This window comes from Microbacterium meiriae (assembly GCF_040702565.1).
GTDB classification, from domain to species: domain Bacteria; phylum Actinomycetota; class Actinomycetes; order Actinomycetales; family Microbacteriaceae; genus Microbacterium; species Microbacterium meiriae.
On record NZ_JBFBLJ010000001.1, the window covers coordinates 959,509 to 974,242 of the forward strand.

Annotated in this window: 10 protein-coding genes and 1 tRNA gene; 2 read left to right on the forward strand and 9 right to left on the reverse strand. The window is 69.3% G+C overall.

Features of this window, described 5'->3' with window-relative positions; genetic code table 11:
- Nucleotides 1-27: 27 nt before the first annotated feature.
- The gene (gene polA, locus AB0310_RS04660) at nucleotides 28-2,661 is read right to left on the reverse strand and encodes a DNA polymerase I (RefSeq protein ID WP_366236673.1); all 2,634 of its coding nucleotides are present in this window, start codon (nucleotides 2,659-2,661) and stop codon (nucleotides 28-30) included.
- Nucleotides 2,662-2,706: 45 nt separating this feature from the next.
- Here polA and AB0310_RS04665 point away from each other — a divergent pair, with 45 nt between their 5' ends.
- Nucleotides 2,707-3,135 carry a hotdog fold thioesterase gene (locus AB0310_RS04665; protein ID WP_060921657.1) on the forward strand — a complete coding sequence of 143 codons (429 nt, stop codon included), beginning with the start codon at nucleotides 2,707-2,709 and terminating at the stop codon, nucleotides 3,133-3,135.
- Here the strand turns inward: AB0310_RS04665 and AB0310_RS04670 are convergent.
- Together AB0310_RS04670 and AB0310_RS04675 are read right to left on the reverse strand one after the other, a co-directional pair.
- Nucleotides 3,110-3,673 carry a GNAT family N-acetyltransferase gene (locus AB0310_RS04670; protein WP_366236674.1) on the reverse strand — a complete coding sequence of 188 codons (564 nt, stop codon included), beginning with the start codon at nucleotides 3,671-3,673 and terminating at the stop codon, nucleotides 3,110-3,112. The genes AB0310_RS04665 and AB0310_RS04670 overlap by 26 nt on opposite strands.
- Before the next feature lie 9 nt (nucleotides 3,674-3,682).
- A complete protein-coding gene (locus tag AB0310_RS04675; protein WP_025103469.1) occupies nucleotides 3,683-4,300 on the reverse strand; it encodes an ANTAR domain-containing response regulator in 618 nt (205 codons plus the stop codon).
- 100 nt (nucleotides 4,301-4,400) lie between these two features.
- Here AB0310_RS04675 and AB0310_RS04680 point away from each other — a divergent pair.
- A tRNA-Leu gene (locus AB0310_RS04680) sits at nucleotides 4,401-4,486 on the forward strand.
- Between the two features lie 22 nt (nucleotides 4,487-4,508).
- On the opposite strand, the gene AB0310_RS04685 is transcribed toward AB0310_RS04680, so the two are convergent.
- The 6 genes from AB0310_RS04685 to lgt form a co-directional block, all read right to left on the reverse strand.
- Nucleotides 4,509-5,156, reverse strand: a complete 648-nt coding sequence (locus tag AB0310_RS04685) for an esterase/lipase family protein (RefSeq protein WP_187664154.1) — start codon at nucleotides 5,154-5,156, stop codon at nucleotides 4,509-4,511.
- Between the two features lie 2 nt (nucleotides 5,157-5,158).
- Nucleotides 5,159-5,965 (reverse strand): alpha/beta fold hydrolase, encoded by an 807-nt coding sequence (locus AB0310_RS04690; protein ID WP_366236675.1) that lies wholly within the window; start codon nucleotides 5,963-5,965, stop codon nucleotides 5,159-5,161.
- Between the two features lie 109 nt (nucleotides 5,966-6,074).
- Nucleotides 6,075-7,523: a pyruvate kinase gene (gene pyk, locus AB0310_RS04695; RefSeq protein WP_136052871.1), complete on the reverse strand. Its 1,449-nt coding sequence runs from the start codon at nucleotides 7,521-7,523 to the stop codon at nucleotides 6,075-6,077.
- A 56-nt stretch (nucleotides 7,524-7,579) separates the two neighbouring features.
- Complete coding sequence (locus tag AB0310_RS04700; protein WP_259954848.1) at nucleotides 7,580-9,046, reverse strand: glutamate synthase subunit beta; 1,467 nt, start codon at nucleotides 9,044-9,046, stop codon at nucleotides 7,580-7,582.
- A complete protein-coding gene (gltB, locus tag AB0310_RS04705) occupies nucleotides 9,039-13,562 on the reverse strand; it encodes a glutamate synthase large subunit (RefSeq protein WP_366236921.1) in 4,524 nt (1,507 codons plus the stop codon). Before gltB ends, AB0310_RS04700 begins: the two co-directional genes overlap by 8 nt.
- 142 nt (nucleotides 13,563-13,704) lie before the next feature.
- Nucleotides 13,705-14,730, reverse strand: a complete 1,026-nt coding sequence (gene lgt, locus AB0310_RS04710; protein ID WP_259954846.1) for a prolipoprotein diacylglyceryl transferase — start codon at nucleotides 14,728-14,730, stop codon at nucleotides 13,705-13,707.
- Nucleotides 14,731-14,734: the final 4 nt, after the last annotated feature.

The window sequence follows — 14,734 nt, forward strand, 5'->3', positions numbered from 1 at the left end:
AATCCCCGCCCCCTCCGGCCGCCGGGATCAGTGCGCGGCTTCGTTCCAGTCCCGACCGCGGCCGACCTGCACGTCGAGCGGCACGGAGAGCTGCGCGGCGTCACCCATCCGCGTGCGGACGATCTGCTCCACCGCGTCCCACTCCCCCGCAGCGACCTCGACGACGAGTTCGTCGTGGATCTGCAGCAGCACCCGCGACTCCAGCTTCGCGGCGTGGAGGTCGTCGTGGATGTGGAACAGCGCGATCTTCATGATGTCGGCCGCGCTGCCCTGGATCGGGGCGTTGAGCGCGGCCCGCTCGGCGTTCTCGCGCAGCACGCGGTTGGGGCTCGCGAGATCGGGGAACGGCCGCCGACGTCCGAAGATCGTCTCGGTGTAGCCGACCTCCTTGGCCTTCATCACCGAGGCCCGCAGGTAGTCGCGGACCGCACCGAACCGTGCGAAGTACTCCACCATGAGCTGCTTGGCCTCCGACTGCTCGATGCGCAGCTGCTTGGACAGCCCGAACGCGGAGAGCCCGTAGACGAGGCCGTACGACATCGCCTTCACCTTGGTGCGCATCGCCGGCGTGACCTCGGACGGATCGACGCCGAACACGCGGGCGCCGACGAAACGGTGCAGGTCTTCACCGCTGTTGAAGGCCTCGATCAACCCCTCATCACCCGAGAGGTGCGCCATGATCCGCATCTCGATCTGCGAGTAGTCGGCGGTGAGCAGGGTCTCGTACCCCTCGCCGACCTCGAAGGCGCTGCGGATGCGCCGTGACTCCTCGGTGCGGACCGGGATGTTCTGGAGGTTCGGGTCGGTGCTGGACAGGCGCCCGGTCTGACTGCCGGTCTGCACATAGGTCGTGTGCACCCGATTGTCCTCGCGGATCGCGGTGTCGAGGGACTCGATGATCTGCCGCAGCTTCGTCGCCTCTCGGTGCTGCAGCAGCAGGCTCAGGAAGGGGTGCGGGTGCGACTCCTGGAGGTCGGCGAGCACCGCGGCATCGGTCGAGTACCCGGTCTTCGTCTTGCGCGTCTTCGGAAGCTGCAGGTCTTCGAACAGCACCTCCTGGAGCTGCTTCGGCGACCCGAGGTTGAACTCGCGGCCGACGACCGAGAACGCCTCCTGGGCCAGCGCATCCGCGCGTGTCGCGAGCTCGGCCGAGAACGTCGACAGAACCTCGTGCGAGACGGCGACGCCGGCGAGCTCCATGTCGGCGAGGGTGCGGAGCGTCGGCAGTTCGATGTCGCGGAGCACGGCGTCGACCGGCTCGGGCAGATCGTTCCGCAGGGCCTCGGCCACGCGGAGGATGAACCACGCCTCCTGCGACGGGGTGGCACCCTCGGTCTCCGGCACGAGCTGCGACGGATCGGCCTCGGGGAGCTTCTCCCCCAGGTAGCGCTGGACGAGGTCGGACAGCGTCTTGTCCGGGAAGCTCGGACGCAGCAGCCAGCCGGCGAGGCTCGTGTCGTAGGCGAGCCCGCCGAGACGGATCCCGTGACGGAGCAGCGCCTTCACCTGCGGCTTGGCGTCGTGCAGCACCTTCGGCGCGTCGGACTCCAGCCACGTGCGCAGCGCCGCGGCCGCCTCCTCCGACCAGTCGAGCTCGCGCAGCTCGCTCCCGGTGGCGACGCCGACGCGCACGGGTGCGCCGGACTGCACCACGACCCGGAGAGCGATATCTCCGCTCTGAGCCGCGGCCCAGGTGGCCAGATCGGAGGCGGACACCTGTGCCGGCGCCGGCATCTCGACGACGGAGGCCGGGTCTTCGGCCACCTCGCCCGCACCGAGGGCCTCGAAGACTCGCGGCAGCAGCGTGCGGAACTCGAGTCGGGCGAAGATGTCGCGGACGGCCTCGGCATCGATCGGGGCGACCGCGAGATCGGCCGGTGCCACCGGCAGCTCCACGTCGGTGAGCAGGCGGTTGAGCTTGCGGTTGCGGCGGACGTCTTCGATGTGATCGCGGAGGTTGCCGCCGACCACGCCCTTGATCTCGCCGGCACGCTCGAGCAGCTCGTCGAGGGAGCCGAACTGCGTGAGCCACTTGACGGCCGTCTTCTCCCCCACCTTCGGCACACCGGGGAGGTTGTCGCTGGTCTCACCGACGAGGGCGGCGATGTCGGGGTACTGCTCGGGACGGACGCCGTAGCGCTCCTGCACCGTCGTCGGGTCATAGCGCTTGAGCTGCGAGACACCCTGCACGGACGGATACAGCAGCGTGACGTCGTCGGTGACGAGCTGGATGGTGTCGCGGTCTCCGGAGACCACGAGCACGTCGTAGCCCTGGGCCGCCCCCTGAGTGGAGAGGGTGGCCAGGATGTCGTCGGCCTCGATGCCCTCCTGCGTCAGCACCGGGATAGACATCGCGGCGAGGCAGTCCTGCAGCAGCGGGATCTGGCCCTTGAACTCCTGCGGCGTCTCGGATCGGGTGGCCTTGTACTCCGGGTACTCGTCGGTGCGGAACGAGTGGCGGGAGGTGTCGAACGCGATCGCGAGGTGGGTGGGCTGCTCGGCCTTGATGAGGTTGACCAGCATGGACAGGAACCCGTAGATGGCGTTCGTGTGCTGGTTGTCCTTGGTGGTGAAGTTGTCCACCGGGAGGGCGAAGAAGGCCCGGTAGGCGAGCGAGTGGCCGTCGACGACCATGAGGGTAGGCTTTGCGGAGTCCGTCACCCTGTCAGCCTAACGAGGAGCACGGACACCCGCAGAGGAGGATGCATGAGCGAGGTCGCCACCAGCGAAGGACTCGAGTGGGCGGCCGCCCGCGGCATGGGAGCCCTGGCCGAGAAGATGGGTATGGAGTTCGTCGAGTTCGGCGTCGACCGGTGCGTGGCGACGATGCCGGTGGAGGGCAACACCCAGCCCGTCGGCCTCATGCACGGCGGCGCCTACGTGGTCCTCGGCGAATCGCTCGGCTCGATGGCGGCCAATCTGCACGCGGGAGCGGGCCGCCTGGCGGTCGGGGTCGACATCAACGCCACGCACACCCGGTCGGCCACCTCGGGCGTCGTCACCGGGGTCTGCACGCCCGTGCACCTGGGCCGGAGCATCACGGTGCACGAGATCGTCGTGACCGACGATCAGGGCCGGCGCTGCTCCACGATCCGCATCACCAACATGATCAAGGACGCTCCCGCCGGGCGCTGAGCGGCTCCTCCAGCAGCAGCTGGAACAGGATGTGGTCCTGCCACTCCCCCGCGATCCGCAGGTACTTCGGGGCGATGCCGATGTGCTCGAAGCCGTTGCCGGTGAGGACGCGCTGGGAGGCCACGTTGTGCAGCAGCGTCGAGGCCTGGAGCCGGTGCAGCCGCAGCTCGTCCCGCGCGTGCTCCGCGATGAGGGCCACCGCGCGACCTGCGAGGCCGCGGCGCAGCCGGGTGGAATCGATCCAGTAGCCGAGATCAGCGCTCCAGAACGCGCCGCGCACGATGGTGTTCAGGTTCATCCGGCCGCGGATCTCGCCGTCGTCCGAGAGGATCACGAACCGGGAGCTCCGGCCGAGCGCGGCTTCGGCGACGCACTGCTGGGCGTTCTGCTCCTGCCACTCCTCGGTGAAGAACGCCTCAGAGCGCACCGGTTCCCAGGGGGCGAGATGCTCCCTGTTCGCCCGGTACGCACGCGCGAGTGCGGCTCCGTCCCCGGCACGGACCGGCCGCAGAACGTGCTCTGCGTCCAGCCGGAGCACCGGAGTGCCTTACTTCTTGGGAGCGAGCTGCTCGATGATCGCCTTGGCGACGTCCTGCATCGTCAGCCGGCGATCCATCGACGCCTTCTGGATCCAGCGGAACGCCTCGGGCTCGCTCAGGCCCATCTTCTCGTTGAGGAGCCCCTTGGCCCGGTCGACGAGCTTGCGGGTCTCGAAGCGCTCGACCATGTCGGCGACCTCGGCCTCGAGAGTGATGATCTGCTCGTGGCGGGCCAGAGCGATCTCGATCGCGGGAAGGAGGTCGTTCGGGGTGAAGGGCTTCACGACGTAGGCCAGGGCTCCGGCCTCGCTCGCCCGCTCCACGAGCTCCTTCTGGCTGAACGCGGTCAGCAGCACGACGGGGGCGATGTTGCCCTTGTGCAGCTTCTCGGCGGCGCTGATGCCGTCGAGCTGGGGCATCTTCACGTCCATGATGACGAGGTCGGGACGCAGCTCGGTGGCGAGGGCCACCGCCGTCTCGCCGTCGCCGGCCTCGCCGACGACATCGAAGCCGTTGTCGCGGAGGATCTCGACGATGTCGAGACGGATCAGCGATTCGTCTTCGGCGACGACGACGCGTCGGGGTGCGGATGCCGTGGGCTGCTCAGCCTGTTCTTGCTCGGTCACCCCTCCATCCTAACGGAGAGGTCCTCACCACCGGCTGAAGACAGCGGGCACGCGAGGAAGCGTCCGCCGTCTGCGCTACAGTCGAAGTCGCGAGACACGGGCCGGCGTGGCGGAATGGCAGACGCGGAGCACTCAAAATGCTTTGTCCGAAAGGGCGTGTGGGTTCGAGTCCCACCGCCGGCACCAGCATCGCGAACCGCTCGCCCCGTCACTCGGCGAGGGCGGCGAGTTCGGCCATCACGCGGGGGTGGGCGAGGATCCGGAAGTGCCCTCCCGTCTCCAGCACCACGTTCTTGGCCCCGGCGAGCTCGCTCCCCTCGGGGATGTGCGGATCGAACGCGGCGTAGATCGAGACGATGCGGGCGTTGACGTCGAGCTCCCGCCCCAGGGCGACGATCGAAGGGTCGTCCGGCGAGAACGCCCGCAGCACCCGACCGGGCAGCAACCGCGCATATCGTGAGCCCCCGAAGGGTGTCGCGATGGCGAGCATCCCACGGATCCGCCCGCCCTCGGGGCCGGTCATCACCAGCTTCCCGGCGAGACCGCCCTTGCTGTGGGCGACGAGGAAGACGCCGGAGAGGTCGTGCGCTCGCAGGTAGTCGGCCACCTGGTCGGCCTCATCCTGCACCGGGAACTGGTTGCGGCGCAGCGCGTCCACGACGTGGACCGGATGGCCCCGCTCGTGCAGCGCGACGATGAGCGGCTCCAGGAAGCGCCAGGTCTCGTAGACGCCGGCGAGGACGACGATCGGGGCGCGGTCTCCGGTGGCGAAGTCGTCCGCCTGGTCGCGGCCGAAGAACGATCGGACCTGCCAGAACCCGGCGTACGCGTAGTCCGCAGCCCACCAGCCCAGCATCCTCAGGACGTCGATGGCGCCCTCCCCCGCCGGGCGGCTGCGGCCGGCACCGCCGTCGGCCACGCACCCGTCGTATGGGTCAGGATCGCGGAAGCCACCGCACGGGGCGCGGACTGCTGCGCGACATGGTGGTGACCGGGGATCTCCACCAGCCTCGACACGGCCGCCGCGTCACGCAGGCGCCGGCACCACCCGCGTCCTGCGATCGGATCGTCGCTCCCCCGGATGATGAGCACTGGCATGGTGAGCCCCGCGATCTTCTCCTCCAGGGGATACGCGAGCATGTGGCGGACCTGACGGAGGTACCAGCGCACGCCGCAGCGCAGGTAGTCGGTGAAGACGACGGTGTTGATCGCGGGGGTCTCGCCGAACGTGTCGATGGCCAGCGCGCGCGCCTGTGCACCGAGCGTCCGGTGGGCGTCGTCCGCGACGGGGCCGATCGTGACGACCGTGCGGACGTACTCGGGATGCCGGAGCGCCGTCTCCACGGCCCACTGCACGCCCATCGAGTGTCCGACGAGCACGACGCGATCGTCGTCGAGGCTCGCCACCACCTGGGCGAGACCCGCGGCCATCTGCGGGATGGAGACGTCGAACCGCGGTTTGGGCAGGCCGCCGAAGCCCGGAAGATCGACGGAGACCACCCGGGTCGTGTCGGCGAGCACGGCGTGCAGCCGCGACAGATACCGGTGCGACATCCCGATCCCGTGCACGAGGACCACGGTCGGGGCCGTGCTGCCGGCCGGCCGCGGACTCTCCAGGATGCGGAACGTCAGCCCGGAGGTGACGAGGAGGCGACGGAGGACCATGGCAGCACGCTAGCCGAGGCGGCGGTCACGGCCGAGAGGCTTGACGCCCCGGCCCGGAGATGACAGAGAGGGGCGAGGCCGAAGCCCCGCCCCTCTCGGAACGTCTGCGTCAGACGCCTGCCTTGTAGATCGGTGCCGCGCCACGGAGCGCGTCGCCGACCTTGTGCACGCGCAGGTCGTTCGTGGAACCGATGATCCCGGGAGGGGAACCGGAGATGACGACGACCTTGTCCCCCTCGACGGCGAGGCCGTTCTCGAGGAGGTACTCGTCCACCTGGTGGTACATGAGGTCGGTGTGCTGCACCATGTCGACGAGCGTGGAGCGCAGGCCCCAGGTCAGCGCCATACGACGACGGATGCCGGGCTCCGGCGTGAAGGCCAGCATGGGGATGCGGGAGCGCAGGCGGGACAGGCGGCGCGCCGAGTCGCCCGACTGCGTGAAGACGCAGAGGAACTTGGCGTCCACGAACTCCGCGACCTCGAGGGCGGCGAGGGTGATGGCACCGCCCTGCGTGCGGGGCTTCGTGGTGAGCGGCAGGATGCGCTCCAGACCGTGCTCCTCCGTCGACTCGATGATCCGGGCCATCGTCTCGACGACGACGACCGGGTAGTCGCCCACGCTGGTCTCGCCGGAGAGCATGACCGCGTCGGCACCGTCGAGGACGGCGTTGGCGACATCGGAGGTCTCGGCACGGGTCGGCACCGGGCTGTTGATCATCGACTCGAGCATCTGCGTCGCCACGATCACGGGCTTCGCGTTGCGACGGGCCAGCTCGACGGCGCGCTTCTGTACGATCGGGACGGCCTCGAGGGGCAGCTCCACGCCGAGGTCGCCGCGGGCGACCATGATGCCGTCGAACGCGTCGACGATCTCCTCGAGCGCATCCACGGCCTGCGGCTTCTCGATTTTGGCGATCACGGGGACGCGGACGCCCTCCTCGGCCATGATCTCGTGCACGCGGGTCACGTCGGAGGCGTTGCGGACGAACGAGAGCGCGATGAGGTCGGCACCCGTCCGGAGGCCCCAGCGGAGGTCGTCCTCGTCCTTCTCGCTCAGCGCGGGGACGTTCACGGCGACACCGGGCAGGTTGATGCCCTTGTTGTTCGAGACGGCGCCCGCGACGACGACGCGCGTGGTGACGGTGACGCCGTCGGTCTCGACGACCTCGACCCGGACCTTGCCGTCGTCGATCAACAGGAAGTCGCCGGGCTTGACGTCCTGGGGAAGGCCCTTGAACGTCGTGCCGCAGATCTCCTTGTTGCCGATGATGTCCTCGGTGGTGATCTTGAAGATGTCGCCCTTGGCGAGCTCGTACGGTCCGTCCTCGAAGCGGCCCAGACGGATCTTCGGGCCCTGGAGGTCGACGAGGATGGCGACGGCGCGACCGGAGTCCTCCGCCGCGCGACGCACGTTCGCGTAGTTGTTCTCGTGCACGGAGTAGTCACCGTGGCTGAGGTTCAGTCGGGCGACGTCCACACCCGCATCGATCAGTGCGCGCACCGTCTCATACGTGGAAGTGGCGGGGCCCAGGGTGGCGACGATTTTCGCGCGTCTCAACATGTCTCCAGGGTAGAAGTGGGGGATTACGTACAGGCGACACTGCCGGCCTCAGCCTACGCGGGCTGGAGGCCGATCGCGACATCGCTGGGGCGCACCGGCTCCGGCAGCACGGTGGTGCCCATGAGGAAGCGGTCGACGTTCGCCGCCGCCGCTCGGCCCTCCGCGATCGCCCAGACGATGAGCGACTGACCGCGACCCGCGTCACCCGCCACGAACACACCGGGGATCGACGACTCGTAGCTCGCGGCACGACGGAAGGCGCCGCGCTCGGTGACCTCCGGCCGGGTGTCCTCGGTGTAGCCGTCCTGCTCCGGCCCGGTGAAGCCCATCGCGATGAGCACCAGGTCCGCGGGGATCTCGCGCTCCGTGCCGCTCTTGGGCACGCGGCGGCCGTCGATGTACTCGGTCTCGGCCACGCGCAGCGCGCGGACCTCGCCGACGTCGTTCGACAGGAACTCCACGGTCGACGCGAGGAACATCCGCTCCCCACCCTCCTCGTGAGCCGAGGCCACCTCGAAGATCGTCGGCATCATCGGCCAGGGCTGGTGATCCGGCCGCGTCTCGCTCGGCTGCTTGCCGATGGCGAGGTTGGTCACGCTCAGGGCGCCCTGGCGGTGCGCGGTGCCGATGCAGTCGGCCCCGGTGTCGCCGCCGCCGATGACGATGACGTGCTTGCCCTCGGCGGTGATCTGGCCGGGGACGGAGTCGCCGGCCACCGCGTGGTTCGACTCGACGAGGTACTCCATCGCGAAGTGCACACCGTCGAGGTCGCGACCGGGGATCGGCAGGTCGCGCGGGACGGTGGCGCCGGTGGCGATCACGACCGCGTCGTACCGGGCGCGCAGGTCGGCCCACGAGATGTCCTTGCCGATCTCGACGCCGGCGCGGAAGCGCGTGCCCTCCTCCTGCATCTGGCGGAGGCGGGCCTCGAGCTGGCTCTTCTCCATCTTGAAGTCCGGGATGCCGTAGCGGAGCAGGCCGCCGATGCGGTCGTCGCGCTCGAAGACGGCGACGGTGTGCCCCGCGCGCGTGAGCTGCTGGGCGGCCGCGAGACCGGCGGGGCCGGAGCCCACGACGGCCACGGTCTTGCCCGTCAGGCGCTCCGGCGGCTCCGGCTCGACCCAGCCCTTGGCGAAGGCCTCGTCGATGATGGAGACCTCGATCTGCTTGATCGTCACGGCCGGCTGGTTGATGCCGAGGACGCACGAGCTCTCGCACGGGGCCGGGCACAGGCGTCCGGTGAACTCCGGGAAGTTGTTCGTCGCGTGCAGACGCTCGATCGCCGCACGCCCCTCCCCGCGCCAGGTGAGGTCGTTCCATTCCGGGATGAGGTTGCCCAGCGGGCAGCCGGAGTGGCAGAACGGCACGCCGCAGTCCATGCACCGGCCGGCCTGGCGACGGAGCACGGCTTTGTCGCCGGGCTCGTACACCTCTTTCCAGTCCATGATGCGCACGGGCACCGGACGGCGAGCGGGAAGTTCCCGCTCGGTCACCTTCAGAAAGCCTTTGGGGTCAGCCACCGGTCACCTCCAGGATGCGGTTCCAGACGATGTCGCCGTCGGGGTCGATTCCCTCGGCCAGTGCCTCCTCGCGCATGCTGCGCACGGCGGCGTAGTCCCGCGGGAGCACCTTCACGAACTCCGCCGCGCTCGCGTCGAAATCCTCCAGCAGAGCGGCGGCGCGCGGAGACGCCGTGCGCTCCACGTGTTCCACGAGCAGGCCGCGGAGCACTTCGAGGTCGGCGCGGTCCAGCGGCTCGAGCCGGAGTTCGCCGCTGCCGAGCGACTGCGCGTTGACCTTGCCGGTGTCCAGGGCGTGCACGTAGGCCACTCCCCCGGACATCCCGGCGCCGAAGTTCCGGCCGGTCGACCCGAGGATGACCGCGAGGCCACCGGTCATGTACTCGAGAGCGTGGTCGCCGACGCCCTCGACCACAGCGGTCGCGCCGGAGTTGCGGACGAGGAAGCGCTCGCCCACCACGCCCGAGATGAACATGGTCCCCGATGTGGCGCCGTAGCCGATCACGTTGCCCGCGATGACGTTCTCGTGCGGGGCGATCGCGGAGCCGCGCGGCGGCCGGATCGTGATGTCCCCACCGGAGAGGCCCTTGCCCACGTAATCGTTGGCGTCGCCCTCCAGCCGGAGGATGATCCCCGGCGGCAGGAACGCGCCGAGCGACTGCCCCGCGGTGCCGGTGAGGGTGACGTCGATCGTCTCCTTCGGCAGGCCGGTGGCGCCGTGACGCGAGGTCACCTGATGCCCGAGCATCGTCCCGACCGCGCGCTCCGTGTTGGCGATCGGGAGCTCCACCACGACGGGGTCGCCGTTCAGCAGCGCCGCCTTCGCGATGTCGATGAGCTGCACGTCGAAGTGCTTGTCGAGCTCGTGGTCCTGGGCGCGCCCGCTGCGACGCGGTTCGCCGGCCGGGAACGCCGGGCCCTCCAGCACGGGGCTGAGGTCGAGCCCTTCGGCCTTCCAGTGCGCGATCGCCGCGTTGGTCTCCAGCAGCTCGGTGCGGCCCACGATCTCGTCGATCGAGCGGTAGCCGAGCTCCGCGAGCAGCTCGCGCACCTCCTCCGCGATGAACTCCATGAAGTTGACGACGAACTCGGGCTTGCCAGTGAAGCGGTCGCGCAGGACGGGGTTCTGCGTCGCGACGCCCACCGGGCAGGTGTCGAGGTGGCAGACGCGCATCATGATGCAGCCGCTGACGACGAGGGGCGCGGTGGCGAAGCCGAACTCCTCGGCACCGAGCAGGGCGCCGATGATGACATCTCGACCGGTCTTGAGCTGACCGTCGACCTGCACGACCACGCGGTCGCGCATGCCGTTGAGCATGAGCGTCTGCTGCGTCTCGGCGAGGCCGAGCTCCCACGGTGTTCCGGCGTGCTTCAGCGAGTTCAGCGGGCTCGCGCCCGTGCCGCCGTCGTGACCGGACACGAGGATGACGTCGCTGAGCGCCTTGGCGACACCGGCCGAGACCGCGCCGATGCCGGACTGGCTGACGAGCTTCGTGTGGATGCGCGCCTCGGGGTTCGCCCGCTTCAGGTCGAAGATGAGCTGCTTGAGGTCTTCGATCGAGTAGATGTCGTGATGCGGAGGCGGCGAGATGAGCCCGACGCCCGCCGTGGCGTGTCGGGTGCGCGCGACCCACGGGTACACCTTGGTCGGCGGGAGCTGACCGCCCTCACCGGGCTTGGCGCCCTGGGCGAGCTTGATCTGGATGTCGTCGGCCTCGGTGAGGTAGAGGCTCGTGACGCCGAATCGACCGGAGGCCACCTGCTTGATCGCGCTGCGCCGCTCGGGGTCGACGAGACGGTCGGGGTCTTCCCCGCCCTCCCCCGTGTTCGACTTGCCGCCGATCCGGTTCATCGCGATCGCGAGCGTCTCGTGCGCCTCCTTGGAGATGGAGCCGTAGCTCATCGCCCCCGTGGAGAAGCGCTTGACGATCGCCGAGACGGGCTCCACCTCGTCCAGCGGCACGGGCTTGCGCGTGCCGGTCCGCAGCGAGAACAGGCCGCGCAGCGTCTTCAGCTCCGCCGCCTGGTCGTCGACGAGCTTCGTGTACTCGCGGAAGATGTCGTAACGGCGGGTCCGCGTGGAGTGCTGCAGCTTGAACACCGTCTCCGGGTTGAAGAGGTGCGGAGAGCCGTCGCGACGCCACTGGTACTCGCCGCCGGTCCACAGTCGCTCGTGGGCGCGGGCCGCGGCGTCCTCCGGGTAGGCGTAGTCGTGGCGGGCCTGGTTCTCGGCGAAGATCTCCTCGATCCCGATACCGCCCAGCTTCGACTCGGTGCGCGTGAAGTAGGCGTCGATGAACTCCGGGCTGAGGCCCACGGCCTCGAACACCTGCGCGCCCGCGTAGGACGACACAGTGGAGATGCCCATCTTCGACATGATCTTCAGCACGCCCTTGCCGAGCGCGTAGATGAGGTTCTTGACCGCCTTCTCCGGGGAGATGCCCGTGATGTAGCCGGTGCGCACGAGGTGCTCGACCGTCTCCATGGCGAGGTACGGGTTGATCGCGGAGGCACCGTAGCCGATGAGGGTCGCGACGTGGTGCACCTCGCGCACATCGCCGGCCTCGACGATCAGACCGACCTTCATCCGGTTCTCGCGCCGGATGAGGTGGTGATGGATCGCCGACACCATGAGCAGCGAGGGGATCGGGACGAGGTCCTTGTTCGAGTCTCGGTCGGACAGGATGATGAACTCCGCGCCGTCCTCGATGGCCTGATCCACCTCGGCGCACATCTCGGTGAGACGCTCCGCGAGGGTGTGGGGTCCGGCGTCGAAGTGGTAGAGGCCGCGGATGGTGGCACTCGAGCGCCCGGGCAGGGCCTTGTCGATGTGACGGATCTTCGCGAGCTCGTCGTTGTCGATGACCGGGAAGTCGAGCGACACCGTGCGGGTGTGCTCGGGCCCCCAGGTCAGGAGGTTGACCTCGGGACCGAGGCCGAGCTTGAGGCTCGTGACGACCTCTTCGCGGATCGAGTCCAGCGGCGGGTTGGTCACCTGCGCGAACTGCTGCGTGAAGTAGTCGAAGAGCAAGCGCGGGCGCTTGCTGAGGACGGCGATCGGCGTGTCCGACCCCATGGCACCCAGCGGCTCGACCCCCGTCTGGCCCATCGGGGTGAGGAGGATGCGGACCTCCTCCTCCGTGTACCCGAAGGTGCGCTGCCGGCGCGTGATGGATGCCGGCGGGTGCACGATGTGCTCGCGTTCCGGAAGGTCGGCCAGACGGACGGAACCCGCGTCGAGCCACTCCTGCCAGGGGTGCATCGTCGCGAGGTCGTGCTTGATCTCCTCGTCTTCGACGATCCGACGCTGGGCGGTGTCGACGAGGAACATCTTGCCGGGCTGGAGCCGGCCGCGGCGCTTGATGCGCTCCGGCTCGAAGTGCAGGACGCCGGTCTCGGAGCCGATGACCACGAGGCCGTCGGTGGTCTCCGTCCAGCGGCCGGGGCGCAGGCCGTTGCGGTCCAGCGTCGCGCCGACCAGGGTGCCGTCGGTGAAGATGAGGGCGGCCGGGCCGTCCCACGGCTCCATCTGGTTGGAGTGGTACTCGTAGAACGCGCGCAGCTCCGGCGAGATGTCGGCCTGCTTCTCGTAGGCCTCCGGCACCATCATCATGATCGCGTGCGGAAGGCTGCGGCCGGTGAGGGTCAGCAGCTCCAGCACCTCGTCGAACGACGCCGAGTCGCTGGCGCCGTCGGTGCAGATGGGCAGCAGGGGCGAGATGTCGCCGAGAAGCTCGGACTCGAGCTGCGACTGGCGGGCGCGCATCCAGTTGCGGTTGCCGCCGACCGTGTTGATCTCGCCGTTGTGGGCGAGCATCCGCAGCGGCTGCGCGAGCGGCCAGGACGGGAAGGTGTTGGTGGAATACCGTGAGTGCACGACGGCGAGCTCGGAGGCGAAGCGCTCGTCCTGCAGATCCGGGTAGAACGGCTCGAGCTGCAGCGTGGTGACCATGCCCTTGTAGCCGAGCGTGCGGCTGGACAGGGAGACGAAGTAGGCGCCGAGCTCGTGGCCCGCGCGCTTGCGCAGGCGATAGGCGACGCGGTCGAGCGCGATGCCGGTCAGCGGCGCATCGGCCAGGGTGGCGCCGCCGGCGCTCACGAAGAGCTGCTCGAAGGCGGGGCGGGCCTCGTCGGCGAGCTTGCCGAGGTTCTCGTTGGCCGTGGGGACCTCGCGCCAGCCGAGGACGCGGAGGCCCTCCGCGCGGGCGATCTTCTCGATCCCGGCCTTCTGCTGGCGGCGCTCGCTCGAATCGCGAGGCAGGAAGGCCAGCCCGGCCGCGTACTCCCCCACGGGCGGCAGTTCGAAGCCGGTGACCGCGCGGAGGAAGTCGTCCGGCATCTGGGTGAGGATGCCGGCTCCGTCCCCGGTGCCCGCGTCGGACCCGATGGCCCCGCGGTGCTCCAGGTTGCGCAGGGCCTCGAGGGCCAGCGCGATGATGTCGTGCCCGGCTTCGCCGCGCAGCGTTGCGACCATGGCCAGGCCGCAGGCGTCCTTCTCGAACGCCGGGTTGTACATGCCCTGCTTCGGGGGGTATGCGCCGGAGGCGCCGTAAGGGGGCTGGAAGTACACCAGTTACCGTCCTCAGATCTTCAGTGAAACCCGGGGACGTCGTCGGCCCGCTCGTTCAGTGCAATGGTTCTCCCGCCGCGAGTCGGCGTTATCGGGAGCCGTCCCCGCTCGAGGGAGCAGCGCTTGTGGCAGTGGCTCCGGCGGCGACTTCTTCGGCCGGAGGCTCGCTCACGTCCACGAAATCAGAGGGATTGTCCTGCGATTGTACATCAGCGTCCACGTCCTTCCGTCCGCGGCCCGGCTGGTACGGCGAGGGCTCGAGACCGGGGTGACGGCGGGTCTGCACGACCAGGATGACGAGTCCGACGACGACGCCGATGATGGCGGCCCAGACGTTGCTGCGCAGGCCGAGGATGATCTCGCTCGGGTCGATCCGGATCGACTCCCACAGGATGCGTCCGGCGCTGTACCAGATCAGGTAGATCGCGAAGAGGCGACCCCACTGGAAGAACAGCTTGCGACCGAGCCACAGGAGCACGAGGACGCCGAGCCCGTTCCAGATGACCTCGTAGAGGAACGTCGGGTGGAACAGGGTGCCCTCGGGAAGCCCGGGAGGGAAGGCCGAGTTCGTCGACTCGATCTCCAGGCCCCACGGCAGCGAGGTGGGCAGGCCGAAGAGCTCGTGGTTGAACCAGTTGCCGAACCGGCCCATCGCCTGGGCGAGCAGCAGGCCGGGAGCCAGCGCGTCCGCGAACGTCCAGAAGCGGATGCCGGTCCACCGGCAGCCGAGGTACGCCCCGACGGCGCCGCCGATGAGCGCACCGAAGATGGCGATGCCGCCCTCCCAGATCGCCCAGACGGAACCGGGCTCGAAGGGGTTCCAGGTGTTCTTGCCTTCGCCGAAGTAGAAATTCGGGTGGGTGAGCACGTGGAAGATGCGCGCGCCGATGATCGCGAGCGGCACCGCCAGGATCGCGATGTCGATGACCACCCACGGCTCCGCCCCGCGCTTGGTGAGGCGGTGGTTCGTCATCAGCACGGCAACGATGATGCCGGCGATGATGCAGAGCGCGTAGAAGTGGATCCGGAGCGGGCCGAGATCGAAGTACGACACGGGCGGGCTCGGGATGCTGGCGAGCACGCCGGCGGCGGTGCTGTGGAGCGCGGAGGACATGAGT